The sequence below is a fragment of the Asticcacaulis aquaticus genome (assembly GCF_028550415.1).
Classification (GTDB): domain Bacteria; phylum Pseudomonadota; class Alphaproteobacteria; order Caulobacterales; family Caulobacteraceae; genus Asticcacaulis; species Asticcacaulis aquaticus.
Window position 1 is genome coordinate 302209 of the sequence record NZ_JAQQKX010000001.1, and the last position, 24640, is coordinate 326848.

The window sequence follows — 24640 nt, forward strand, 5'->3', positions numbered from 1 at the left end:
AAAATCGGGCTAAGAGACGAGAAGGTTCATATTTACGCCGGAAACGGCGGCCATATATTTCAAAACTGACAGAGGTTCCCGCATGACGCAAAACTCAGGCCCTTTCAAAGCGGTGACGCGCCATATCGCCTTTCGCGCCGCCCTGGGGGTCAGCCTGATTGCCTTGTCGTGCGCGGCCCTCTCGCCGGTGATGGCGCAAGACGGCTCGACCCCGTCCGCGCCGCAGCCCTATGTCGCGGGCCTGATTTCCGAAGCCGATTCCGCCGCGATGAAGCAGGCCCTGGCCGCCGCGCGGTCGAAGAATTTTGCTCTGGCGGATTCGCTTCGCACCTCGATCAGCGACCCCGTCGCCAAAAAGATCGTCCTGTGGTCGATCATCACCAATGACGGTGACATCTACGGCTTTGCCGCTCTGGACGGCGCGCGCCGCGATCTATGGGGCTGGCCGCGCGAGCAGAAGCGCCAGATCGCCGCCGAAAAACAGATACTCAATTCCGGGATGACGCCGCAACAGACGATCGACTGGTTCAAGGGGGCACCGCCCCTGACCGTCGATGGGGCGATGGCGTTGATTTCGGCCTATGAACGTCAGGGGCAGACGACCGAAGCCGCGACCCTGGCCAAATCATGGTGGCGCGATCAGGCCTTCGACCTGACCGATCAGTCACGCTTTCAGGCCAGTTTCGTGCGCTACCTTACGCCTGACGACCACAAGGCGCGTCTGAACACGCTGCTGCTGGGTACGCAGGGCCCGGCCACCAATGCCATGCTGCCGCTGGTCGACGAAACCAGCCGTCAGGTTGCCACCGCCGTCATGGCTTTACGGTCGGGTTCGGCCTCGGCGACGACGCTGTATGAAGCCGCCCTCACCGTCAGCCCGCGCAATCCGGTGCTGGCCTATGAGCGCCTGCGTTTCCTGCGCCGTCAGAAGCTTGAGGCGCTGGGCTTCGGTCTGCTGGCCGACCTGCCGCCCGCCCCGGCGTCCGAAGCCGCGATCACCAATCTGTGGACCGAGCGCCTCAGCTACTTCCGCGTGGCGCTCAAGGCCCGCAACTATCAGGCCGCCTACGACGCCATGAAGGGTGGTGGCTTCCCCAACGGCGAAAAGAAGGCCGAGGGCGAGTTCTTCGCCGGGTGGACGGCGCTGATCAAGCTCAACCGCCCCGATCTGGCCGTGTCGCACTTCGAAAAGGTGAAGGAGGCTGGAACCTCGCCGATCACGCGCGGCCGCGCCCACTACTGGCTGGGCCGCGCCTACGAGGCGCGCGGTCAGGCGGGCGACGCTGAAAAGGCCCACGCCAACTACGTCGAAGGCGGGCAGTTCATCTACGCCTTCTACGGGCAACTGGCTGCCGAAAAGGCGGGCAAGACCTCGATCACGCTCGGTAAGGAGCCGGTGCCGACGCCCGAAGACCGCGCACGCTTCAATAATCGCGACATGGTCAAGGCCGCCAAAATCCTCGGTCAGGCGGGCGAACGCGACCTGTTCAACGCGTTGGTTCTGGCCTTGGACGACGTCCTGCCCAATGCCGAGGAACAGGCGCTGCTGGTCGATCTGGCCGGCACCTACGGCACGCAGGATCTGGCCATGCGCGTCGCCCGTGTGGCGCAGCAGCGCGGCTTCTATTTGCCCGAGCGCGCCTATCCGTTGCGCGCCCTGCCCGCCGTCAAATCCCCCGAAGGGGCGTTCGTGCTGGCCATCACGCGTCAGGAATCGGGCTTCGACCCGATGGTGCGGTCGGGCGCCAATGCCCGCGGCATGATGCAGCTCATCCCGCCGACCGCGAAGGCCGTCGCCCGCCGCATGTCGCTGACCTACTCAGATTCGATGCTGTACCAGCCCGACTACAATATGCAGTTGGGAGCCTATCACCTCGGTGAACTGGTCGATCGCTTCGGCGGGTCGTATGTCATGGCCGCTGCCGGTTACAATGCCGGGCCGGGCCGTCCACCGCAGTGGATCGTCGATTGCGGCGACCCGCGCGGCGAAACCGCCGATCCGCTGAGCTTCATCGAATGCACGCCGTTTACCGAAACGCGCAACTATATGATGCGGGTAATGGAAAACACGGTGGTCTATCGGGCGCGCCTGAACGGGGGCACCGCGCCGCTGACGCCGATGGCGGACCTCAAACGCGGCATGATCATCCTCTATACACCCGACGCCGACGATGCGTCGGACACGGGGTCGCTGCCGACCGGGCCTGTCAATTACAACGACCTCAAGGCCAAGGCGGGTGAGTAGGATTTCACGCCTCAAAATGATTGCCTTTGCCGTCGGCAGCCTCGCCGCTTCGTTGATCGTCGCCAGCGTCTGGCTGGCCCCGTCCCTGACCCGCTTTTGGGAAAAAGATAGTTGTCTGGACGCTGGCGGGAGATATCTTTCTGATAATCGGAAATGCGATTTCGGATAAGCCCACTGACCGAACGGATACAGGCATTTTGCCCGTTATCAATCCTCGCTCATCGGTGCAAACTTAATCTGTGACGTCTTTCAATTCGCCGCAAAGCCCGCCAACCATGACGCTCCTGCACCGTCTGAACCTCAACCTGCCGATCATTCAGGCTCCGATGGCCGGGGTATCGACGCCGGAGATGGCCGCGGCGGTATCGAACGCAGGCGGATTGGGCTCCATCGCCATCGGGGCCAGCGATCCCGCCACAGCCCGCGTCATGATCGAAGCGGTCCGCAGGCAAACCGACCGCGCCTTCAACGTCAATGTCTTCGTCCACGCGTCGCCGCAGCCCGATCCCATCCGCGAAGCCATGTGGCTTGGGGCCTTGTCGCCGCTGTTTGCCGACTATGACGCCGTGCCGCCGAACAGCATTCGTCCGATCTACAAAAGCTTCGCCGAAGACGACGACCTGCTGGCGGTTCTGGTCGAGGCCGCACCGCCAGTCGTCAGCTTCCATTTCGGCCTGCCCGACGCCCGCCGCATCGCCGCCCTGAAAGCCGCCGGGTGCGTCCTGCTGGCCACGGCGACCAATCTGACGGAGGCGCAGGCCATCGAAACCGCCGGGCTCGACGGCATTGTGGCGCAGGGCTTCGAAGCGGGCGGTCATCGCGGCATGTTCGATCCCGACGCGCGCGACGACGAACTGACGTCGTTGGTCCTCACCCGGTTGCTGGTCAGTCGGTGCAAGCTCCCGATTATCGCCGCCGGGGGGATTATGAACGGGTACGGCATCCGGGCCGCGCTGGACCTTGGGGCCGTCGCCGCGCAACTGGGCACCGCCTTCATCGCCTGCCCGGAAAGCAGCGCCGATGCCGCCTATCGCGCGGCCCTTATGAACCCCGACGCCCACACTCTAATGACCCGCGCCATCTCAGGTCGTCCGGCGCGGTGCCTCGCCAACCGGTTCACCGCGTTCGGACAGGCAACCACGGGCACGCCGCCGGACTATCCCATCGCCTACGACGCGGGCAAGGCGCTCAACGCCGCCGCCAAAGCCAAGGGCGAAGGCGGGTTCGGCGCGCAATGGGCTGGTCAGGGCGCACCGCTGGCGCGGTCCCTATCCACCGCCGAGCTTATGGCAGCGTTGGCGCGAGAGATGGGAACCTAAAGTGGCCGCGCCGCCAGATGCAGGGCCAGACCTTCGGCTTCAGTGCGCAACTCACCCGAAAGGCCAAACACTTCCGCCAGAACCTCCGGCGTAAAGGCCTGTTCCGGCGCACCGAACGCCGCCACACGTCCGTCTCGCATCACACAAACCGCGTCGCAAAACTGCGCCGCCAGACCGAGGTCATGCAGGCTGGCGATCACCGTGTGGCCCCGCGCCGCCATGTCTTTCAGGATCAGCAGCACCTGCCGCTGCCACGCCGGGTCGAGCGCCATCAGGGGTTCATCGAGCAACAGAACCGGACACCTCGTCGCCAGAAGCCGCCCCAGCAGCGCCCGCGCCCGCTGCCCGCCCGACAGCGAAAACACGCCGCGATTTGCCAGCGTCTCAAGCCCGACCTGCGTCAGAACCTCGCCCACCACCGCCTCATTCCCGTCCTTTGTCCCCAGCCGCACGATCTCGGCTACACTCAGATCCCAGGCGATGGTGCGTTCCTGCGGCAGATAGCCGATCCGCGCCGCCCGCTGTGCCAACGAAAGTGACGCCACATCATGACCCTCGACCCGCACCTCACCCGCCTCGGGCGTCAGCAAGCCGGTCAGGGCGCGGATCAGCGTCGTCTTGCCGGACCCGTTCGGCCCGACCACGCCGTAAAGGCGGCCTGCGTCGAACCGGGCCTCGACCGAGGCCACGGCCACGGTAGCGCCAATGCGAACTTCAAGCGCGGAAACCTCGATCATTGGCTCACCCATTGGTTCGCGCTTTTCCATGCCAGCAGCGCAAACAGCGGCGCCCCGATCAGCGAGGTCAGGACTCCCAGACGTATATCCGTGCTCGACGGCAAAAGCCGGATCAGGGCGTCGGCCAGCAGGACCATCACCCCACCCGCCAGCCCCGACGGCCCGATCAGGCTATATGGATCGCGGATGCCGAAGGTGCGCACAAAATGCGGTGCCGCCAGACCGACAAAGCCGATCACCCCAGCCACCGCCACCGACAACCCGGCCAGAACGCTGATGGCCAGCACCGACAATGCCGCTACCATCCGGACATTGACGCCCTGCGAACGCGCCGTGTCTTCGCCGAGGCTGAGCAACCGCAAGCCGCGCCCCAGTCGCACCACCAGACATCCGGCCACGACCAACCCGATCAAGGCCAGACCCGCATCTTCCCAACTGCGGTTTTCGACCGAGCCCATCATCCAGCCGAGGATTTCGGCGGTCGTCACCGGTGATGGCGACAGGTTGAACACCAGCGCCATCAGTGCCCCGCACAGGCTGGACAGCCCGACGCCGAGCAGAATCAACGCCTGCCGATCGGGAAACTTCGCTACAAACGCCAGAATGATCAGCGAAATCAGTCCCGAAAACAAAAGCGCGAACCCTTCGACGCCCCATGATGTCAGGCCTAGCCCCAGAACGATGGCCACCGCCGCCCCAAGACCTGCCCCTGCCGAGACGCCCATGATACCGGGCTCAGCCAGAGGATTGCGGAAATAGCCCTGTGAGATCGCCCCTGCCACACCCAGCATCGCCCCCACCAGAAAGCCGCACAGATTTCGCGGCAGGCGTATCTGCCACAGGATCTGCGCCGGAATGCTGTCCGGTGCGCGGAACGCCTCGGCATAATCCGCCGCCGACAAGGGCACGTCACCCAAAGCCATCAGCCCCGCAACCGCCCCAAGTCCGACAAGGATCAATCCCGCTATCAAAAACCCGTTTCGTCTCATCTCAGTCTTTCGGCCAGTTTCGGCAGGTCAAAGGCGGCGTACCACGCGCTGCACGCCAGCATAGGGCTGGGGATCGTCACGTGCGGTGCTTTGTTGATGCGTTCACGTACCAGCGGATGTCGTCCCGGGGCGCGGCGCATGGCGTAGGCGTCGGCGTAAAAGCCCAGCGCGTAAACATCGGCACGGGCGCTCAAAAAAGTTTCCGGCGACAGATAATAGAAAAAATCCTGACCGGCGACCAGTTCGTTGCCGGTCGCCGCGATCAATTGCCCCACCCAGGTCGACCTACCCGCCGAAAACCCGGACGGTGTATAATAGAGGACCCGACGCGGTTTTGCCGGCGTGCCGATCGCGGTCAGGGCGGCGGACATCCGGGCAGTTTCCCGAAGCCCCACCTGCGGCACACCCAGACTTTGCGCCACCGATTTCACTTCGTCTGCGGCCTGAGAAAAATTATTCACATCGTTGATCTGAATTATTTTAATCCCCCGCGCTTCCAGTCCTTTGAGAAGCTTAGCATCGCCACCCCAGGTCCGCACCACGGCATCGGGCTTCACGGCCAGCAAGGTTTCAAGTGTCGCCCGCCGCAGGGGCAAATCCCCGACGCGATCCCTGAAATAAGCGTCCTGATGACGGGCGCGCAAAGACAGTCCCGCGATCCTGTCCTTCGGCAACAGGGCCAGCACATACTGATCGGCGCACATGTCCAGCGACACGACGCGCAGGGGCGCCGCACTGACCGGCACAGCAAGACACAACCAAAAGGCGATAATTTTCAAGCCCAATACTACCCTAAATTGGTTATCCACAGCCTCGTTTTCAGTCTTATATGGCTAAAGATCGTCCGGCAGTTGCGGCGACGGCGACAAGGGGGAAACTGCCATCGTACCGCCGCTACAGACCTCTGCACGCCCCAAAACCCAAGCCGCGGCCCGCCGAAGGCCATCATATGCGCCGCGTCGCGATTCCGCAAAGCCGCAGGTGACGATCATCCCGCTGGAAGACCGTTTTTCAGCGCGGTCGCGCCCGGCGGTCTGGCAGTTCGCTCTTTTCGCGGGGGTGACGGTTGCGGTGGCCGCCGCCAGCCTATGGACCCCGGACCGCCTGATCGGCGTCCTGTACTGGACGTGCTGGGGCCTGTTCATGGTCAACGCCCTCATGCGCGCCCTAGCCACGACCGTACCGCCGCGCGCGCGCGATTTCGATGCCTTTCTCGATGCCTCGAATGAAAACCTGCCGACCTATAGCGTCATCGTCGCCCTGTACAAGGAGGCGAAAATCGTGCCGCAACTGACCGCGGCGCTCGACGCCCTCGTCTATCCGCGCGACCGATTGGAGGTCCTGTTTGCGCTTGAGGACGACGATCACGAGACGCTAATCGCGTTCGAGGACCGGCTGAGCACCAGGGCCGACCTGAGCCATATGCGCGTCGTCCGGGTGCCGCACGGTTTTCCGCGTACCAAGCCCCGCGCCCTGAACCACGCGCTGGCGCAGGCCCAGGGCGACCTGATCGTCATTTACGATGCCGAGGATCAGCCCGGCCCGCCTCAGCTTCTCGAAGCCGCCCATCGCTTTGCGACCGGCCCCGCGGACCTCGCCTGCCTGCAGGCACCGCTGCGGCCCCTGCGCGGCAACACCTTTATCTCGAAACAGTTCACCGCCGAATACGCCGTGCAGTTCGACGTCCTGCTGCCCGCGTTTCAGGCCTGGGGGCTGCCGTTCGCACTCGGCGGCACCAGCAACCATTTCAAGGCCCCGGTCCTGAAAGCCATAGGTGCCTGGGACGCCTACAATGTCACCGAAGACGCCGATCTGGGGCTGCGTCTGGCGCAGTACGGCCACCGCAGCGCCCTGATCGCCACACCGACACTGGAAAGCCCCCCAACCACCTTAACGGCATGGATTCCGCAGCGGACGCGCTGGATCAAGGGCTATATCCAGACGATCATCGTCCATACCCGCCGCCTCAGGGATCTTCGCCCCGACGTCGCCGCCGCCCTGAGCGTGGGGATCGGCCTCAGCGCCCTCTCGGCCCTGTGCTATGCACCGTTCACCGCGCTTTTGCTGGCCAACGCCCTGTTGCAGGTGCTGGAGTTCGGGCCGTTTATCCTGCCGCTCCAGGACTGGGCCCTGCTGATCATCGGCACGGGCAGCGCCCTGTGGGCCCTGAAAACCGGCACCCGGCGCGCCGGCGTCGTATTCACGACCGGCGATCTGCTGCACGCGCCCGTCTATTGGGCCCTGCAATCGATCAGCGCCGCCTTCGCCCTTTATCAGCTCGTCACCCGGCCCTTTCACTGGGACAAGACCGACCACGAACCGGTCGGCCCCGCCGAAGACGCCCATGCCGAATAAACTTTGACGGAAACCGCTGAGGCGGTTATGTGCCGGAACATGACCCTGATCAGCGACCATCCCCTGACCCTGCGCACGACGCCGTGGCGCGACTACGCCCTTGTCGATTCCGGCGGCGGGCGAAAGCTTGAGCGCTACGGCGACTATCTGGTCATCCGGCCCGAGCCGCAATGCTGGTGGTCGCCGAAATATCCGGCCCTGTGGGATACCGCCGACGCCATCTTCGACGCTGAAAACGAAGACGAGGACGGCGGCCGCTGGGCCTTCCGCCGCCGCCCGGACGATCAATGGGCGCTGGGCTATGACCGGGTGAAGTTTTATGGGCGCTTCACCTCGTTCCGTCACCTCGCCTTCTTCCCGGAACAGGCCGCCAACTGGGCCTGGCAAAAGGCCGCCATCGAAAAGCGTGACGATCAGCCGCGTGTGCTGAACCTGTTCGGCTACACCGGCGTCGCCAGCCTGGTCTGCGCGGCGGCCGGGGCGCGGGTGACCCACGTCGACGCTTCGAAAAAATCTGTCACCTATGCGCGCGAGAATGCGACACTGTCGGGCATGGAAGATGCGCCCATCCGCTGGATCGTCGAGGACGCCCGCAAATATGTGCAGCGCGAGGTCAAGCGCGGCTCGAAATACGAAGGCATTATTCTCGATCCCCCGAAATATGGCCGCGGCCCGACCGGTGAAGTGTGGCGTCTGTTCGAAGACTTGCCCGAAATGCTCGGCCTGTGCGCACAACTTCTGTCGGACGATGCCGCCTTCTTCCTGCTCAACGCCTATGCCGCCCGCGTCTCGGGTCCAGCCCTGGCGCACCTTATGGCCGAGTCGATCGGCCAGCGTCCGGGGCGTATCGACTATGGCGAACTGACCCTGATCGAAGACGGCAAGACGCCCAAAGGCGCGAAAGCCAGCGAGGTCGCCCCGCGCGAAATCGGCCTGTCCTTCTTCGCGCGCTGGATGAAAGACCCGGTCTAAGTTTATGATTAAGCAAATAACCTCACTCACCAACCAGACGATCAAGGATCTGCGTGCGCTACACATGCGCAAGGAACGCGAAGCGACGCAGCAGTTCCTGGCCGAAGGGCTCAAGATCATCATCGATGCGCTGGATCAGGGCTTCGCGCCGCAGATTCTGGTCTATGGTAAGGACGCCGACCACCATCCCCTGTTGGAGCGCGCCATCGATGCGACGCTGAAAGCGAACGGTCAGGTGCTGGAGGTCACACGCGAAATTCTCGAAAAGGTCGCGCGCAAGGAAAACCCGCAGATGGTGCTGGCGGTGTTTCCGCAACTGACCAAACGCCTGAGCGATATCGATCCGAAGACCAATGACGTTTGGGTGGCGCTGGAGCAGGTGCGCGACCCCGGCAATCTGGGGACGATCATCCGCACCGCCGACGCGGCAGCCATCGGCGGCGTCATCCTGATCGGCGATTGCGTCGATCCGTTCAGTGTCGAAACGGTGCGCGCCACCATGGGTTCGATCTTCGCCCTGCCGATCGTCAAATGCACGCGTGAAGAATTCATTGCGGACCGCGCCCGCTGGACCGGTTCGGTCGTCGGCACATTGCTGACGGCCCAGCACGATCACCGCAGCGCGCCGTATCGTCGCCCGACCCTGATCCTCATGGGGACCGAGCAGTCGGGCCTGACACCCGATATCGCCGCGACCTGCGACACCCACGTCAAGATTCCCATGCGCGGCCGCGCCGACAGCCTCAACCTGTCGGTCGCCACGGGCATCATGATCTATGCGGCCAGCGGCTTATAAACGTTTTACAACACGGTTAAGCTTTCCCATTTCGCCTTTTCCGGGGCATGGCGCAACCTGAAGCCTCGAAAGAGAGGCTTCGAACATGGCCAAAGCGATTATCAAAAGGGTTATCGGAGGGCTGGCCGTCATAGCGCTGGGGGCCTGCGCGCATTATGACGCCCCAGCGGCCTATGACGCCTATTATCAGGACTCCCCACCCAACTACGAGGAGCCGCGGTGCGACCGCGTCTATGACGATCGCCGTTGCGAGCAATATTACGAACGCAGGACTAAAAAAACAGCGTCATATTAATTGGTTCAACCGTCAGCTTTAACCGGCTATTTTCATTACAAAAATGTCATTCAGCCTGCGTTCAGGTAAGGTCGCCTATGCCTTGGTTACGGGGCATGGGTTGGGAACTTGGCCCTTTGTTCAAATTGTTTGTTTGTCGCGCATTTATATCCGAAAACCGCTACACACTTTTCGGAAACGGAGTTCGGCGTAGCCAATGCGCTTTAAGAAAAAGGAGCCATCTCATGAAACTCGCGCTGAAACTTATCGCCGCCGCCACGCTGGCTGCTACCCTGTCCGGCTGCATCATCTATGCCGACAGCGGCTCAAGCGTGACGCACACCGAAAAGCACGAAACCAATAAAACCACTAAGTAGGGGTCGCTGATATGAAAACGGTTTTGAAATTCGCCCTGCTCGGTGCCCTCGCCGCTTCGCTGTCGGCCTGCATCATCATCGTCAAGGATGGCCACCCGCAAAAGCCGCGCCCACCGGCGCATCAGGATCACGCGTAAGCGTAATCACCGCCGCGTTCCAGCGCGCGTTTATAGGCGTCCCAGCCATGAATGCGCGCGAGGAACGCGGTGACGTTCGGCAGGCTGTCGGCTCCGGCACGGCTAACCGCCGCCTCCAGCGGAAAACTCATCATGATATCGGCGGCGGTCAGGGCGTCGCCCGCAAACCAGCCCGTGGCCTCCAGCGACGATTCCCAAAAGGCAAAATGCGCCGTCAGACCCGGCGCGACCATGGATCTTTCCAGACCGCCGGAAATAAGCTTCGCGATAGGCCTGATCAAGAACGGTACACGCTTGGGAATCTGCGACGCTACCAGCTTGAGCAGCAATAAGGGCATGGCCGAGCCTTCGGCATAGTGCATCCAGTAGGTCATCTGCCGCCGCACTGCCGGGTCGCTTGGCACCAGAGCACATCCCGCTCCGTTTGGATCGGAATCGTGCTCTGAATTTTTATTTGATCGCGCATTTGATTCCGAAAACCGTTGCACACTTTTCGGAATGCGCTCGGATTGTCCCCGCCCATAGGTTTCCAGAATATAATCGACGATATTGCCGGTCTCGGCGACCACCACCTCGCCATCGACGACGATCGGCGATTTGCCGAGTGGATGGATGTCCTTCAGTTCCGGCGGTGCGAACATCCGGGCGTCGCGCTCGTAATGAACGACCTCGTACTCAAGCCCCAGTTCTTCCAGCAGCCACAGAACGCGTTGAGATCGGGAGTTATTGAGATGATGGACCGTGATCATGGCGTGTCTCCGATAACCCGTACAATACGCCCATGTCCGGCATATGGATTAAATGCGGGATTAGGTTCCTCTGGGTTTGGCCCGCGTGGTCGGCGCGGCATGGGCCGGGTCTTCGGGCCAGACGTGGCGCGGATATCGGCCCTTCATATCGGTCCGCACCTCCGCCCAAGTACCTTTCCAGAACGCGGGAAGATCGCGGGTGATCTGAATGGGGCGATGCGCCGGCGACAAAAGCGCCAGCGTCAGGGGCGTTTTATGCGGCCCAACCGTCGGATGCTGGGTGACGCCGTAAAGTTCCTGCACCCGCACCGAGACCTGCGGTCCGCCCTCGGCAGCGTAATCAATTCGCGCACCCGAACCGGTCGGCAACCGCAGGCTTTCGGGCGCGAGCTGGTCGAGGTGTCGTTGCTGGTCGTAATCAAGCAGCCCCAGCAGCCCCTGCGACACGTCGCTGGCCGACAGCGACAGCAAGGGTTTGCCCGCCGCATAGGGGCCGAGCCAGTCGCTCAGGCCCGCCAAGAGCGCGGCATCCGACATATCCGGCCACGTGTTGTCCTGCGTATGGAGGAAATTGACGCGCTCACGCAGGCTTTCGGCATTTTCCGAAAATTTAAGCGCTTTCAATCCTTTTTGACGGATTTCCTCAACTTCCGCTTCAATCAGCAATTCTGTGGGTACCTGCGCCAGAGGCCGCGCCGACAGGATCAGTTCGCCAAGGCGCTTTTGTTCGACGGCCTTGAATTTTCCACTGCTGCGTTCCAGCACGACACGCGTCTCCAGCCGATCGGCAAACAGAGCCAGTATCTCGGTTTCGGCCAACGACGCGGCCAGCAGAACCCGGTCACGCCCCGCCCCGCCCCCAAGATCGCCGACTGCAATATAGGCGGCCTTCGCCAGCCCATCGTGCTCATCGACATAGACACCCCGCCCATTGGCCATGACAAACTCTCCCGGCTTGCCGCGCGCCTTGGCCACGCGTTCGGGGAAACATTCGGCCAGCAGAGCATGGGCCGGTTTGGCACTCGCTTTGCCTTTCGCGGCCCCGATCAGGGCCTGCGCCTGTCGTGCCCAGTTTTGCGCCAGTTGCCGCGCCTGCGATGCCTTGGGCGAGCGATCGCGGCTCAGGCCTTCCAGCCGCAGATCAAGGTCCGCCGCCTTGCCACCCAGTCCGTTTTCCGACAACAATGCCGCCAGCGCCGCCCCGGTTTCGGCCACGCCATCGCGCGCCGCCAGCAGCAGCATGTGCGCCAGTCGCGGCGACAGCGGCAGCCGTCCGACCATCCGACCATGCTCGGTCAGATCGCCTTTGGCATCCAGCACGCCAAGGCCTCTGAGCAGGTATTCGGCTTCCTGAAATGCGGCCTTCGGTGGGTGGTCGAGCAAGGCCAGACCCTCGGTCGATTTCGCGCCCCACAGGCGCAGGTCAAGCACGAGCCGCGACAGATCGGTCTCAAGGATTTCCGGCCGTGCAAACGGGATCAGCGACCGATCGTTTTCCTCGTCCCATAGGCGGTAGGCGTCCCCGGCTTGCGTCCGCCCGGCGCGGCCCCGACGCTGATCGGCCGACGCCTTCGAGACGCGCTCGGTGACCATCCGCACCACGCCACGCGCCGGATCGAACCGCCCCAATCGCGCTAAGCCGCTGTCGACGACCATCGACACCTTGTCGAGCGTCAGCGAGGTTTCGGCAATGGCGGTGGCCAGTACGATGCGTGGACGTCCGGGTTTGTTTTTGCTTAAAACCGCCGACTGATCGCGCGGGTCCATCGCGCCGTAAAGTTTATGCAGATCAATATGGTCCGGCAATCCTTTCTCGGACAGGATTGAGGCCACGCGGTGGATTTCGCCCTGCCCCGGCAGGAAGACCAGCAGGGTCTCGGCGCGCTCCGGCGTCAGTTTTTGCGCCACGCGGCGCACGGTCTTCGCGACGTCATCCTCAAGCCGCACCGCCTGATCGCGACCGACATAGTGCGTCGTCACCGGGAAGGCGCGCCCCAGACTGTGGAACACCTCGGCGTCATCCAGCACGCCCTTCACGCGTTCACCGTCCAGAGTCGCCGACATGACCAGCAGCCTCAGATCGTCGCGAAGCACGCCCTGACTGTCGCGGGCAAAGGCCAGACCCAGATCGGCATCGAGGCTGCGTTCGTGGAATTCGTCAAAAATGACGCAGCCAATCCCCTCCAGCGCCGGGTCGTCTACAATCATGCGCGAAAAGACGCCTTCGGTGACGACCTCGATACGCGTCTGTTTGGATATTTTGCTTTCGCCGCGCACCCGGAACCCGACGGTTTGCCCGACCGGCTCGCCCAGGGTCTCAGCCATACGCATGGCCGCCGCTCGCGCCGCCAGCCTGCGGGGCTCCAGCATGACGATCTTCTGCCCGCCCAGCCACGGGGCATCAAGCAGGGCCAGGGGCACACCTGTCGTTTTACCCGCCCCCGGCGGCGCGATGATGATCGCCGTCGTCCGGTCTCTAAGGTACGCCGTGAGCGCAGGAAATATCTCTTCGATAGGCAGCATGTCCCTGCCTAATCCGCGTCCCTTCACGCGGCAAGAAAAAAGCGCCCGGCGGAACCGGGCGCTTTCATCAGAGCATGCTGCGAAAAAGTGGAAACCGGTTTTTCGCGTCAAGCATGCGACCAGTAAAGAATCCAGGATCAGGTCGTCGCCGGTGGCGGCGGCAGATCGGCATCGTCCTCGTGGACCTCGATCAGACCCTTGCCGACGTGCGAATGACGGCGGCTATAAGCGAAGTAGATCACCAGACCGATGGCGCCCCACACCGGCAGCACCATCTTGGCAACTGTCGGGAGGTTCAGATACAGGCCGAGGCAGCCGAGGGCGGCCAGAGGCGCGATGATCCACACCAGAGGCGTCTTGAACGGACGATGACGGTTCGGTTCCTTGATACGCAGAACCATGATGGCGATCGCCACCATGAAGAAGGCGAACAGCGTACCGGAGTTCGAAATATCAGCCAGTTGCCCGACCGGGAAGAAAGCACCGGCGATGGCGACGCAGAGGCCGGTAAAGATCGTCATTTTCCACGGCGTCTTGAACTTCGGGTGTACGTCAGCCAGCTTTTCCGGCAGCAGGCCGTCGCGGGCCATGACGAAGAAGATACGCGTCTGACCATAGATCATCATCAGGATGACCGACGGCAGAGCGATCATGGCGGCGACGCCGATCAGGTTGCCGACCTGTTCAAAGCCGCTCATGCGCAGGACCTCGGCCAGCGCTTCGCGCGAACAGACGATCGGGGCGTTACCGGCTTCGGTGGCAGCACGGCAGGCCTCCGAAAAGGCCGCGGAGTCCGGCGACAGGACGACGCCATTGACGGTCAGGGGCTGAGCGCCGACCGTACCGATGACGCCGGCCGCGACCAGCAGATAGAAGACCGTACAGATGCCGAGCGAGGCAATCAGGCCGATCGGTACGTTCTTTTGCGGGTTCTTGGTTTCTTCGGCGGCGGTCGACACGGCATCGAACCCGACATAGGCGAAGAAGATCGACGCGGCGGCACCGATGACGCCGAGGCCTTCCGGACCGATCAGACCCGTCGGCATCAGCGGGGTGAAGTTCTCGCCCTTGATGATCGGCAGGCTCAGCGCGATGAAGGCGGTGAGCGCCGTAACCTTGACGACGACCAGAAGCGCATTGACCTTGGCGCTTTCGCTGGTGCCGATGACCAGAAGACCCGTCACCAGCAACGCCACGATGATGGCCGGCAGGTTGACGACACCATGGGTGAAATCAACCGTCGGCAAGGTGCCCGACCAGCCCCAGATCGGCCCCGCGGCAAGGAAATAGGGTAACTCAAACCCGGTATAACTTTTCAGCAGCCCCATGACGTAGCCGGACCAGCCGACGCACACGGCCGAAGCGGCAACCGCATATTCCAGAATCAGCGCCCAGCCAACCGTCCAGGCCAGAAGTTCACCCATAACGGCGTAGGTGTAGGTATAGGCCGAACCCGACACCGGCACCATCGAGGCCAGTTCCGAGTAACACAGCGCCGCCACGGCACAGACGAAGCCCGCGACGACAAAGGAAAACAGCATCCCCGGCCCGGCCTTCTGAGCAGCGGCAGCGGTCAGAACGAAGATACCGGTGCCGATAATGGCGCCGATCCCCAGCATGGTCAGTTGAAATGCGCCGAGCGAACGGTGGAGCGATTTTTTCTCCGCCGTCGCCAGAATCGCATCGAGTGGCTTGATGCGCCAAGTGTTCATTTGTCACCCTTTATGAACTTTGATTTAAGCTCAGGCAGTCCCCCCTTTAGGAATCCGCCAAGCCCCCAAAAATTTTGCCGACATTTCGGTGTGATACGTCGATTTAATCGAGACTATAATGCAAAGGTTCAATCTGCAACCATCTTCGCAAATGCGTCATAAAGCCTGTTACGATAAGGCGTAGCGGTGTATGCAGAACAAAACCTCACTGGAATCGTTATGACTGCTGAATCCCCGATCCGCTTGTTCGTCGCCCCGGTCACGCCGCTACAACAGAACTGTACCGTCGTCTGGTGTACGAAAACCAACAAGGCGGCGGTCATCGATCCCGGCGGCGATATCGAGCCGGTGCTGCACGAGATCAAGCGGCGCGGCCTGACGCTGGAGAAAATCTGGGTCACGCACGGTCATGCCGACCACGCGGGCGGGACGCAGGCCCTGCGCGAGGCCACCGGCGCACCGGTCGAAGGCCCGCACGAGGACGACCGCTTCTGGATCGAGCGCATCCCGGAGGACGCCCAGCGCTGGGGCATCTACGACGCGCAAAGCTTCGAGCCCGATCGCTGGCTGAACCACGGCGATACGGTGACCCTGGGCGAAACGACGTGGGAGGTCATCCATTGTCCCGGCCATACGCCGGGTCACGTGATCTTCTACCACGCACCGTCGCAGTTCGCGCAGGTCGGCGATATCCTGTTCAAGGGGTCTATCGGGCGGACGGATTTTCCACGCGGCAACCACGCCGACCTGATCGAGGCCATCACGACGCGTCTGTGGCCTCTGGGCGATGTGCGCTTCGTCTGCGGCCACGGACCGATGTCGAGCTTTGCCCAGGAGCGGCAGAGCAATCCCTATGTCGGCGATCGCGTAATCGCCGCGTCGATGCCCAACCGGTCGGGACCGGGTTAAATCACATACAAAAAGGCCTGAGGATTTATCCTCAGGCCTTTGTTTTTGAATTAGATTACCCCTTAAGCAGCGGGATCAGTTTCTGAGCGATCCCCATGTCGCCGAGCACCTTCAACTTACCCGACATGAAGGCCATCATCGGGTCGAGTTGCCCCTGTTTCAGCGCGATCAGATTGTCGAGCGAAACCACGACTGTCGTATCCGCCGGACCATCATCGTTGCTGACGACGTTCGGCACATTGGCGGCATCGATCAGAATCTTGCCATCGTCGCCGAAATCAAGCTTGATACGCTTGCCGAGGCCCGAGTTTTCACCCACGGCGGAAGCGATTTTTTGTGTGATGGCGGCCAGATCGGTCATGGTACATTCCTCCGGATGTTTGTATGAGACGCGAGTCGCGCCGTTCAAATTGACCTTAACGGCAATTTCCGTTTCAACAAGTGTGACTTAAGGTCAGGTCTCGGTAAAATTTTTGGGATAAGTCATGGCTGCACCGCGTAAATTCGACGCCGTAATCATAGGCGCCGGGGCCGCGGGCCTGATGACCGCCATCGAGGCCGCCAAACGCGGGCGCACCGTCGTCGTCATCGATCACGCCAAAGCACCCGCCGAGAAAATCCGTATTTCCGGCGGCGGACGCTGCAACTTCACGCATCTGGACGCGGCTCAGAAGAATTACATTTCGGCCAATCCGAACTTTTGCAAATCAGCGCTCAAGCGTTTTACGCCGTGGGATTTTCTTGATCGTGTCATTGCGCGCGGCATTCCCTATCACCATAAGGCCGAAAACCAGCTCTTTTGCGATAATTCGGCGATGGATATCATCGATATGCTGCTCGATGATCTCAAAAGCCACGGCGGCGAACTGTGGCTGCAAAGCCCGGTCAGCGATCTGGAAAAGACACCGGAGGGTTTTCGCCTGAGCGTTCCCGGCGCAGTTATCGAATGCCAAAATCTGGTGCTGGCGACCGGCGGGCTGTCGATCCCCAAGATGGGGGCGACGGGCTTTGCCTATGACGTGGCACGCCGGTTCGGGCACGACATCGTCCCTACCCGCGCCGGTCTGGTTCCCTTCACGCTGGGCGGTGAAAAACTGCAATATATAGAAGGGCTTTCCGGTGTGTCTTTGAATGCGCGCGTCAGGATCGGCAAGAAATCATTCAATGACGGATTCCTGTTCACCCATCGCGGTTTGTCCGGGCCGTCGATCCTGCAAATTTCCTCCTACTGGACACCGGGTCAGGCCGTCGAGATCGACCTGCGCCCCGATATCAATGTGATGGAGACGCTGAAAGAGCGCCGTCGCTCGACCCCGCGTCAGCATATCGCCAATGTCCTGTCGGAGATCGTGCCGAAACGCCTCTCCGACCGTATTCTCGAAGCCGCGATCCTCGACGGCGAGACGCGCATCGCCGACCTGTCGGACAAGAAACTGATGGCGATCAATACGTGGCTGCAACCGTGGAGCCTGATCCCCGACGGCAGCGAAGGCTATCGCACCGCCGAAGTCACGGTCGGCGGTATTGACACACAGCACATCTCTTCGCAAACCTTTGAAAGCGCCCTGTGTCCGGGCCTGTACGTCGTCGGCGAAGCGCTCGATGTCACAGGCTGGCTGGGCGGTTACAATTTTCAGTGGGCCTGGTCTTCGGGCTGGGCGGCGGGGCAAGCCATATGACGTCTCTTCTGTTTCGCGATCGTAGCGCCGCCCATTCCGGCCGCGTCAGCTTTATCGAACTGTTCTTCGACCTCGTTTTTGTATTTGCGATCACGCAGTTGTCGCATTCGCTTCTGGCGCATTTCACGCCGCGCGGTGCGCTGGAAACGGTGCTGCTGCTGCTCGCCGTGTGGTGGGTGTGGATCTATACCTCGTGGGTCACCAACTGGATGAACCCCGAAAGCGGCCCGGTGCGCGTCATGCTGTTCGTGCTGATGCTGGTGGGGTTGGGTTTGACCACCTCCCTGCCGCAGGCCTTTTCGAGCCCCGTCCACGGCCTGATCTTCGCGGGCTGCTACGTGGCCATGCAGGTCGGACGGTCGCTGTTCATGGCCATCAGCGTGCGCGGCCATAGCTATGAGAACCATCTGAATTTCATCCGCATCAGCGTGTGGTTCGCGACCTCGGGCATCTTCTGGATCTGGGGCGCGTTCAGCAGCGGCGACCTGCGGCTGGGCCTGTGGGCCGTGGCGCTACTCATCGAATATATCGGGCCACGCGCCTTTTACTGGATACCGGTGATCGGCAAGTCGTCCTTCGCCAGCTGGGATGTGGACGGCGAGCATCTGGCCGAACGCTGCGGGTTGTTCGTGATCATCGCTCTGGGCGAATCGATCCTCGTCATGGGGGCCAGCTTCGCGCACGAAGCCCTGTCGCTCGATACGACTCTGGCCTTTTTGCAGTCCTTCGTGACCTGCATCGCCATGTGGTGGCTCTATTTCGGTCTCACGGCCAGCAAGGCCAGCCATAAGATCGCCCACGCCGAATTGCCCGGGGAACTGGCGCAGGTCGCCTATACCTATATCCATCTGTTGCTGGTGGCCGGGATCATCCTGACGGCGGTCGGTGACGAGCATGTGCTGATGCACCCGCATGAGGAGGCCGGGATCGTCAATATCGCGTCGATCCTCGGCGGTCCGGCGCTGTACCTGCTCGGTAATCTGCTGTTTATCCGCGTGACGGCGTCGAAATGGGCGCCCTTGCATCTGCTGGGTATCGTCGCACTGGCGGGCGTGGGGGCAGGCGCATTTTACTGCGCCTTACCGCTCAATGCGCTGGGTCTGGCCTTTGTCAGCGCGGCGGTACTGGTGGTCGTGTCGCTGGTCGAGCCGTGGCTCTATCGCCGCCTGAGCGCAAAAGCCTGATCACACCCGCAGCGCCTCGGCCAAGGCCATGAACAGGGCGCCGACGCCCTTGGGGTCGTTGGCGACGATCTTTTCCGACAGGTAGTAGTCGTAACTGCCGTCGCGGTACGGCGTCCCGCCAAGACCCGCGACCTGACAGATACCGTTCAGCGCCGTAGGCGTGACGAAGCGGTTGATCAATGCCGAAAGGCTTTTCATTCCCGCCGCACGTGTCGGTGCATCGACAATGCTAAGACGCGCGGCTTTCAGGATGGCATAGGTGATCATGGCGGACGCCGAGGCTTCTTCGTAATTACCGGCGCGCGTCCCCTGATCGAGGACCTGATACCACAGGCCGTCGCGGCTGCGGACCGCCAGCAGCGCCTCGATCGTCTGGCGCAGGATGCGCGCTATATCCGCCCGGCCCTGCGCATCGAAACCGTCCGACAGGTCGTAGGTGTCGATCAGGGCGCAGACCCACCAGCCCATGGCGCGGCCCCAGACATTCGGCGACAGGCCGGTCTTCGGATCGGCCCAGCGCTGCGCGCGGCTTTCGTCCCAGCCGTGGTAGTAGAGGCCGTTACCGGGGTGACGCAGGATTTTCTCTACCGTCCTAATCTGGTTCACCGTATCGGTGAACAGGGCCGGATTTTTCGTCACGCGGGCATACTGGGTCTGGAACGGCTGGCCCATATAGAGGCCGTCGAGCCAGACCTGCCACGGATAGCGCGCCTTGTGCCAGTAGTTGCCGGTCTTGGTACGTGGGAAAGTTTTCAGCGACTCGAACTGCACGTCCATCGCCTTGCGAAAGCGCGCCTCGCCGGTCGCCTTGTGCAAGGGCAGCAGCACCCGGCCCGCATTGATCATGTCGATATTGTACGGCATCGGCTTGAACAGCGGCAACGCACCATCAGCAGCGACGCGGGTGTGCATGTCGTCGTAAACGTAGGTGAGGAACGCCTTATCCCCGGTGGCGTCATAGAGCTGTAAAATGCCCGTCCACACCACCCCGTCTTCATAGCCCCAGACCGAGGTGTGGGGCTGAAAATGCGGAAGGTAGAATTTTACGAACGCCGGAACGTCGCGACCCAGCCGGGCCAACCTTTCCAGCGTCCTGGCCTGAGGGCGGAATGCCGGACGTGGTGCTGGCGTGGCGGCGTGGGTTGTGGCCGGCAGGGTCAGGGCCGCCGCCGCCGCGCAAAAGGTCCGTCGATCCATGTGTTTCTCCCTTGCCGTCGCTTATGTTGCGAGGTCTTTGAAATTCATAATACGACCTGTCCACCCCCGTCAAACGCTTTACTTGGCACAAAGAAAAACCCCTGAGCGAAAGCTCAGGGGTTTTCAAAAAGGCCCCCCACCGTCAGCCCTTCGGGCTGCCACCTCCCCCACACGTGGGGGAGTATGAGGGATTGTATCGGGGTCAAGGGGGCGAGCCCCCTTGCCTTTTCTTAGTTTTACTCTCCGGCCACGGGCCCTTCGAGCAGGACTTCCGCCGGCAGCGGCTCCATCGTCTCTTCGCGCTGATGCGCCAGAGCTTCGTCGCGCTTCATCGCCACGCGCTGGAGCGAGCGGAGATAGGCGCCCGTACCGGCCGGGATCAGACGACCGACGATGACGTTTTCCTTGAGGCCATCGAGGGTATCGATCTTGCCGTTGACCGAGGCGTCGGTAAGGACGCGGGTGGTCTCCTGGAACGATGCCGCCGAGATGAACGACTTGGTTTGCAGCGACGCCTTGGTGATCCCCAGCAGGATTGGCTGCGTCAGGGCGGCGCGGCCACCACGACGTTCCGCCTTGAGGTTTTCCAGGTCCACTTCGGCCTTGTCCAGGTGGTCGCCACGGATGAGGCCCGTGTCGCCCGGTTCGAGGATTTCGACCTTTTGCAGCATCTGACGCACGATGACTTCGATGTGCTTGTCGTTGATCGGCACGCCTTGCAGACGGTAGACTTCCTGCACCTCGTTGACGAGGTATTCGGCCAGAGCCTCGACGCCCTGAATACGCAGCAGATCGTGCGGATCGGGGTTGCCGTCGATGATGTAGTCGCCCTTCTGGATGATATCGCCGTCGTGGACGGAGATATGCTTGCCCTTCGGGATCAGGAATTCGACCGCTTCGGAACCATCTTCCGGGGTGATCTTGATGCGACGCTTGTTCTTGTAGTCGCGGCCGAATTCGACGCGGCCATCCATTTCGGCGATGACGGCGCAGTCCTTCGGACGGCGGGCTTCGAACAGTTCGGCGACGCGCGGCAGACCGCCGGTGATGTCGCGGGTCTTGGCGCCTTCGGTCGGGATACGGGCGATGATTTCACCCGGACGGACCTCGTCGCCGTTGCCGACGGAGAGAATGGCCCCGACCGGCAGCAGGTAACGGGCTTCCGCCCCGCTGGCCAGACGCTTGTAGGTGCCGGCATCGTCGATCACGCCCATGGTCGGACGCAGATCGGCGGCGCGCGACGAGGCGCGGAAGTCGGTGACGACGCGGTTGGTGATACCCGTGGCTTCGTCGGTTTCCTCGCGGACGGACTGACCGTCGGTGAGGTCTTCGAAACGGATCTTGCCGCCCACTTCGGTGATGATCGGGGTGGTATAGGGGTCCCACTCCGCCAGACGCTGGCCCTTCTTGACCTCGGTGCCTTCCTTGACGCGCAGACGCGAGCCGTAGGGCACCTTGTAGGTTTCGCGATCCTTGCCATCGTGGAAGATGGTGATGACCAGGTTACGCGACATGGAGATCAGATCGCCGTGCGCGCCCTGAACCGTGGGGGCCGCCGACAGCTTGATCACGCCGTCCGAGGTCGTCTCGTAGAACGACTGCTCGGCGACCGATGCGGTACCGCCGATGTGGAAGGTACGCATGGTCAGCTGCGTGCCGGGTTCACCGATCGACTGCGCCGCGATGACGCCGACCGCTTCGCCCATATTGACGCGCGTGCCGCGGGCCAGATCGCGACCGTAGCAGGCCGCGCAGGTGCCGAGTTCGGCTTCACAGGTCAGGACCGAGCGGACCTTCACCGACTGAACGCCCGAGGCTTCGATTTCCTCGACGACGTTTTCGTCGATATAGGTGTCGGCGGCGACAACGACTTCGCCGGAAGCGACATCACGGATGTCTTCGGCCGTGGTGCGGCCGAGGACGCGCGCGCCGAGCGACACCAGCACGTCACCGCCTTCGACGACGGCGCGCATGGTGATGCCACGGGTCGTGCCGCAGTCTTCTTCCATGATGATGCAGTCCTGAGCGACGTCAACGAGACGACGGGTCAGGTAACCGGAGTTGGCGGTCTTCAGCGCGGTATCCGCGAGGCCCTTACGGGCGCCGTGGGTCGAGTTGAAGTATTCCAGAACCGACAGGCCTTCCTTGAAGTTCGAGATGATCGGCGTTTCGATGATCTCACCCGACGGCTTGGCCATCAGGCCGCGCATACCGCCGAGCTGCTTCATCTGGGCCTGCGAACCGCGGGCACCGGAGTTGGCCATCATGTAGATCGAGTTGATCTCGGCTTCACGGCCATCCTTGGTCATCAGCTTGCGGCTGATTTCCTTCATCATTTCGTCCGACACGCGGTCAGTCGCCTTCGACCAGGCGTCGACGACCTTGTTGTACTTCTCACCCTTGGTGATCAGACCATCGGCGTATTGCTGCTCGTATTCCTCGACCAGCTTGCGGGTTTCTTCGACGATACCCTTCTTGGTTTCCGGAATAACGATGTCGTCCTTGCCGAAGGAGATACCGGCCTTAGCCGCTTCTTTGAAGCCCAGCGCCATCATCTGGTCGGCGAAGATCACCGTCGCCTTCTGACCGCAGTGGCGGTAGACGATGTCGATGAGGTTCCCTATTTCCTTCTTGGTCAAGGTCTTGTCCAGAACCTTGAGGCCGATGTTCTCGTTGTACGGCAGCAGCGCACCGATCTTCATGCGGCCCGGGGTCGTGTCAACGACCTTGGTGCGCACGACGCCGTCTTCGTCCTTCTGGGTGAAGCGGCACTTGATCTTGGCGTGCATCGAAACCACGCCGGCGTCGAGCGCCTGCTGGATTTCGTTGAGGTCGCCGAAGATCATGCCTTCGCCCGCTTCCTTGTCCTTGACGAGGGACAGGTAGTAGAGGCCAAGCACGATGTCCTGCGACGGGACGATGATCGGCTTGCCGTTGGCGGGCGACAGGATGTTGTTGGTCGACATCATCAGGACGCGCGCTTCGAGCTGGGCTTCGAGCGACAGCGGTACGTGAACGGCCATCTGGTCACCGTCGAAGTCGGCGTTGAAGGCCGAGCAGACGAGCGGGTGCAGCTGGATCGCCTTGCCTTCGATCAGCTTGGGCTCGAAGGCCTGGATGCCGAGGCGGTGGAGCGTGGGCGCGCGGTTGAGCAGGACCGGGTGCTCACGGATGACCTCTTCGAGGATATCCCACACCTGCGGCTGCTCGCGCTCGACCATGCGCTTCGATTGCTTGACGGTGCCCGACAGGCCCTTGGCGTCGAGGCGCGCATAGATGAACGGCTTGAACAGTTCCAGCGCCATCTTCTTCGGGATGCCGCACTCGTGCAGCTTGAGTTCCGGACCGACGGTGATAACCGAACGACCCGAATAGTCGACGCGCTTGCCGAGCAGGTTCTGACGGAAGCGACCTTGCTTACCCTTCAGCATGTCGGCGAGCGACTTCAGCGGACGCTTGTTGGCGCCGGTGATGACGCGGCCACGACGGCCGTTGTCGAACAGGGCGTCGACCGACTCCTGAAGCATGCGCTTTTCGTTGCGGATGATGATGTCCGGCGCGCGCAGTTCCATCAGGCGCTTCAAACGGTTGTTCCGGTTGATGACGCGGCGATAGAGGTCGTTCAGGTCGGAGGTGGCGAAGCGGCCACCGTCCAGCGGCACCAGCGGACGCAGTTCCGGCGGGATGACCGGCACAACGGTCAGGACCATCCATTCGGGCTTGTTGCCGGATTCGAGGAAGGCCTCGATCAGCTTCAGGCGCTTGGACGCCTTCTTGGCCTTCATTTCCGAGGGATTGTCGGCCAGCTCGGCGCGCAGCTTGTCGGCGACCTCGTTGAGGTTCATCGACATCAGCATGTTGCGGATGGCTTCGGCGCCGATTTCAGCGGTGAACGAGTCGTCGCCGAATTCTTCCTGATAACGGTAGTACTCGTCTTCCGACAGAAGCGTGTTCAGCTTCAGCGGCGTCAGGCCGGGCTCGGTGACGATGTAGTTTTCGAAGTACAGGACGCGCTCGACGTCTTTCAGCGCCATGTCGAGGAACATGGAGATACGCGACGGCAGCGACTTCAGGAACCAGATGTGAGCGACCGGCGAGGCCAGCTCGATGTGGCCCATCCGCTCACGACGAACGCGGCTCAGGGTGACTTCGACGCCGCACTTTTCGCAGATGATGCCCTTGTACTTCATGCGCTTGTACTTGCCGCACAGGCATTCGTAGTCCTTGGTCGGGCCAAAGATACGGGCGCAGAACAGGCCGTCGCGTTCCGGCTTGAACGTACGGTAGTTGATGGTTTCCGGCTTCTTGATTTCGCCGAACGACCACGAGAGGATCTTTTCAGGCGACGCCAGGGTGATGCGGATCTGGTCGAAGGTCGGGGCGACCTGGACCGGATTGAAAATATTGAGGACTTCCTGGTTCATTCCAGTACTCCAACTGTGCCTGTGGCACGTAAAACGATTTGGACGGGTTACGGGGTGTCTGA

Annotated in this window: 20 protein-coding genes; 11 read left to right on the plus strand and 9 right to left on the minus strand. The window is 62.1% G+C overall.

Annotation, left to right across the window (positions count from 1 at the left end; translation table 11 throughout):
* Positions 1-82: 82 nt before the first annotated feature.
* A complete protein-coding gene (locus PQU92_RS01490) occupies positions 83-2245 on the plus strand; it encodes a lytic transglycosylase domain-containing protein (RefSeq protein ID WP_272746443.1) in 2163 nt (720 codons plus the stop codon).
* A 275-nt stretch (positions 2246-2520) separates the two neighbouring features.
* A complete protein-coding gene (locus PQU92_RS01495) occupies positions 2521-3564 on the plus strand; it encodes an NAD(P)H-dependent flavin oxidoreductase (protein WP_272746444.1) in 1044 nt (347 codons plus the stop codon).
* Here the strand turns inward: PQU92_RS01495 and PQU92_RS01500 are convergent.
* From PQU92_RS01500 to PQU92_RS01510, 3 genes are all read right to left on the minus strand, one after another.
* Positions 3561-4301: an ABC transporter ATP-binding protein gene (locus tag PQU92_RS01500; RefSeq protein ID WP_272746445.1), complete on the minus strand. Its 741-nt coding sequence runs from the start codon at positions 4299-4301 to the stop codon at positions 3561-3563. The two genes, PQU92_RS01495 and PQU92_RS01500, sit on opposite strands and share 4 nt — an antisense overlap.
* Positions 4298-5224 carry a FecCD family ABC transporter permease gene (locus tag PQU92_RS01505; protein ID WP_272746446.1) on the minus strand — a complete coding sequence of 309 codons (927 nt, stop codon included), beginning with the start codon at positions 5222-5224 and terminating at the stop codon, positions 4298-4300. Before PQU92_RS01505 ends, PQU92_RS01500 begins: the two co-directional genes overlap by 4 nt.
* A gap of 62 nt (positions 5225-5286) precedes the next feature.
* Positions 5287-6069: an ABC transporter substrate-binding protein gene (locus PQU92_RS01510; protein WP_272746447.1), complete on the minus strand. Its 783-nt coding sequence runs from the start codon at positions 6067-6069 to the stop codon at positions 5287-5289.
* 202 nt (positions 6070-6271) lie between these two features.
* Between PQU92_RS01510 and PQU92_RS01515 the strand changes: the two genes are divergently transcribed.
* The 6 genes from PQU92_RS01515 (at position 6272) to PQU92_RS01540 (ending at position 10201) form a co-directional block, all read left to right on the plus strand.
* Positions 6272-7645: a glycosyltransferase gene (locus PQU92_RS01515; RefSeq protein WP_272746448.1), complete on the plus strand. Its 1374-nt coding sequence runs from the start codon at positions 6272-6274 to the stop codon at positions 7643-7645.
* Between the two features lie 39 nt (positions 7646-7684).
* Positions 7685-8617, plus strand: coding sequence for a class I SAM-dependent methyltransferase (locus PQU92_RS01520; RefSeq protein WP_272746449.1), 933 nt, complete (start codon positions 7685-7687; stop codon positions 8615-8617).
* Positions 8618-8621: 4 nt separating this feature from the next.
* The gene (locus PQU92_RS01525; RefSeq protein WP_272746450.1) at positions 8622-9413 is read left to right on the plus strand and encodes a TrmH family RNA methyltransferase; all 792 of its coding nucleotides are present in this window, start codon (positions 8622-8624) and stop codon (positions 9411-9413) included.
* An 85-nt stretch (positions 9414-9498) separates the two neighbouring features.
* Positions 9499-9708 (plus strand): hypothetical protein, encoded by a 210-nt coding sequence (locus PQU92_RS01530; protein ID WP_272746451.1) that lies wholly within the window; start codon positions 9499-9501, stop codon positions 9706-9708.
* A 224-nt stretch (positions 9709-9932) separates the two neighbouring features.
* Positions 9933-10064, plus strand: a complete 132-nt coding sequence (locus PQU92_RS01535) for a hypothetical protein (protein WP_272746452.1) — start codon at positions 9933-9935, stop codon at positions 10062-10064.
* An 11-nt stretch (positions 10065-10075) separates the two neighbouring features.
* Positions 10076-10201 (plus strand): hypothetical protein, encoded by a 126-nt coding sequence (locus PQU92_RS01540; protein ID WP_272746453.1) that lies wholly within the window; start codon positions 10076-10078, stop codon positions 10199-10201.
* Here the strand turns inward: PQU92_RS01540 and PQU92_RS01545 are convergent.
* The 3 genes from PQU92_RS01545 to PQU92_RS01555 all read right to left on the minus strand — a co-directional run bounded on the left by PQU92_RS01545 (position 10192) and on the right by PQU92_RS01555 (position 15185).
* Positions 10192-10950, minus strand: a complete 759-nt coding sequence (locus PQU92_RS01545; protein WP_272746454.1) for a glutathione S-transferase — start codon at positions 10948-10950, stop codon at positions 10192-10194. The genes PQU92_RS01540 and PQU92_RS01545 overlap by 10 nt on opposite strands.
* 60 nt (positions 10951-11010) lie before the next feature.
* A complete protein-coding gene (gene hrpB, locus PQU92_RS01550) occupies positions 11011-13473 on the minus strand; it encodes an ATP-dependent helicase HrpB (protein WP_272746455.1) in 2463 nt (820 codons plus the stop codon).
* A gap of 137 nt (positions 13474-13610) precedes the next feature.
* Positions 13611-15185 carry an amino acid permease gene (locus PQU92_RS01555; RefSeq protein ID WP_272746456.1) on the minus strand — a complete coding sequence of 525 codons (1575 nt, stop codon included), beginning with the start codon at positions 15183-15185 and terminating at the stop codon, positions 13611-13613.
* Between the two features lie 219 nt (positions 15186-15404).
* Here PQU92_RS01555 and PQU92_RS01560 point away from each other — a divergent pair, with 219 nt between their 5' ends.
* Complete coding sequence (locus PQU92_RS01560) at positions 15405-16094, plus strand: MBL fold metallo-hydrolase (protein ID WP_272746457.1); 690 nt, start codon at positions 15405-15407, stop codon at positions 16092-16094.
* Between the two features lie 55 nt (positions 16095-16149).
* On the opposite strand, the gene PQU92_RS01565 is transcribed toward PQU92_RS01560, so the two are convergent.
* Positions 16150-16455 (minus strand): SCP2 sterol-binding domain-containing protein, encoded by a 306-nt coding sequence (locus tag PQU92_RS01565; RefSeq protein WP_272746458.1) that lies wholly within the window; start codon positions 16453-16455, stop codon positions 16150-16152.
* 124 nt (positions 16456-16579) lie between these two features.
* Here PQU92_RS01565 and PQU92_RS01570 point away from each other — a divergent pair, with 124 nt between their 5' ends.
* Entirely contained in the window at positions 16580-17773 is a 1194-nt protein-coding gene (locus PQU92_RS01570; protein WP_272746459.1) for a BaiN/RdsA family NAD(P)/FAD-dependent oxidoreductase, read from the plus strand.
* On the plus strand, positions 17770-18957 hold the full coding sequence (locus PQU92_RS01575) for a low temperature requirement protein A (protein WP_272746460.1): 1188 nt from the start codon (positions 17770-17772) through the stop codon (positions 18955-18957). The genes PQU92_RS01570 and PQU92_RS01575 overlap by 4 nt, the downstream gene beginning before the upstream one ends.
* On the opposite strand, the gene PQU92_RS01580 is transcribed toward PQU92_RS01575, so the two are convergent.
* Both PQU92_RS01580 and rpoC read right to left on the minus strand, forming a co-directional pair.
* The gene (locus PQU92_RS01580) at positions 18958-20154 is read right to left on the minus strand and encodes a glycoside hydrolase family 88/105 protein (protein WP_272746461.1); all 1197 of its coding nucleotides are present in this window, start codon (positions 20152-20154) and stop codon (positions 18958-18960) included.
* A 236-nt stretch (positions 20155-20390) separates the two neighbouring features.
* On the minus strand, positions 20391-24578 hold the full coding sequence (gene rpoC, locus PQU92_RS01585) for a DNA-directed RNA polymerase subunit beta' (protein ID WP_272746462.1): 4188 nt from the start codon (positions 24576-24578) through the stop codon (positions 20391-20393).
* Between the last annotated feature and the right edge of the window lie 62 nt (positions 24579-24640).

Bases quoted from the DNA above. Each gene is read 5' to 3' on its own strand.
- PQU92_RS01570 (WP_272746459.1), top strand. From the start codon at position 16,580: ATGGCTGCACCGCGTAAATTCGACGCCGTAATCATAGGCGCCGGGGCC.
- PQU92_RS01530 (WP_272746451.1), top strand. From the start codon at position 9,499: ATGGCCAAAGCGATTATCAAAAGGGTTATCGGAGGGCTGGCCGTCATA.
- PQU92_RS01555 (WP_272746456.1), bottom strand. From the start codon at position 15,185: ATGAACACTTGGCGCATCAAGCCACTCGATGCGATTCTGGCGACGGCG.
- PQU92_RS01520 (WP_272746449.1), top strand. From the start codon at position 7,685: ATGACCCTGATCAGCGACCATCCCCTGACCCTGCGCACGACGCCGTGG.
- PQU92_RS01525 (WP_272746450.1), top strand. From the start codon at position 8,622: ATGATTAAGCAAATAACCTCACTCACCAACCAGACGATCAAGGATCTG.
- PQU92_RS01505 (WP_272746446.1), bottom strand. From the start codon at position 5,224: ATGGCTTTGGGTGACGTGCCCTTGTCGGCGGCGGATTATGCCGAGGCG.
- PQU92_RS01545 (WP_272746454.1), bottom strand. From the start codon at position 10,950: ATGATCACGGTCCATCATCTCAATAACTCCCGATCTCAACGCGTTCTG.
- PQU92_RS01540 (WP_272746453.1), top strand. From the start codon at position 10,076: ATGAAAACGGTTTTGAAATTCGCCCTGCTCGGTGCCCTCGCCGCTTCG.
- PQU92_RS01560 (WP_272746457.1), top strand. From the start codon at position 15,405: ATGACTGCTGAATCCCCGATCCGCTTGTTCGTCGCCCCGGTCACGCCG.
- PQU92_RS01500 (WP_272746445.1), bottom strand. From the start codon at position 4,301: ATGATCGAGGTTTCCGCGCTTGAAGTTCGCATTGGCGCTACCGTGGCC.
- PQU92_RS01535 (WP_272746452.1), top strand. From the start codon at position 9,933: ATGAAACTCGCGCTGAAACTTATCGCCGCCGCCACGCTGGCTGCTACC.
- PQU92_RS01580 (WP_272746461.1), bottom strand. From the start codon at position 20,154: ATGGATCGACGGACCTTTTGCGCGGCGGCGGCGGCCCTGACCCTGCCG.
- PQU92_RS01495 (WP_272746444.1), top strand. From the start codon at position 2,521: ATGACGCTCCTGCACCGTCTGAACCTCAACCTGCCGATCATTCAGGCT.
- PQU92_RS01575 (WP_272746460.1), top strand. From the start codon at position 17,770: ATGACGTCTCTTCTGTTTCGCGATCGTAGCGCCGCCCATTCCGGCCGC.
- rpoC (WP_272746462.1), bottom strand. From the start codon at position 24,578: ATGAACCAGGAAGTCCTCAATATTTTCAATCCGGTCCAGGTCGCCCCG.
- PQU92_RS01565 (WP_272746458.1), bottom strand. From the start codon at position 16,455: ATGACCGATCTGGCCGCCATCACACAAAAAATCGCTTCCGCCGTGGGT.
- PQU92_RS01490 (WP_272746443.1), top strand. From the start codon at position 83: ATGACGCAAAACTCAGGCCCTTTCAAAGCGGTGACGCGCCATATCGCC.
- hrpB (WP_272746455.1), bottom strand. From the start codon at position 13,473: ATGCTGCCTATCGAAGAGATATTTCCTGCGCTCACGGCGTACCTTAGA.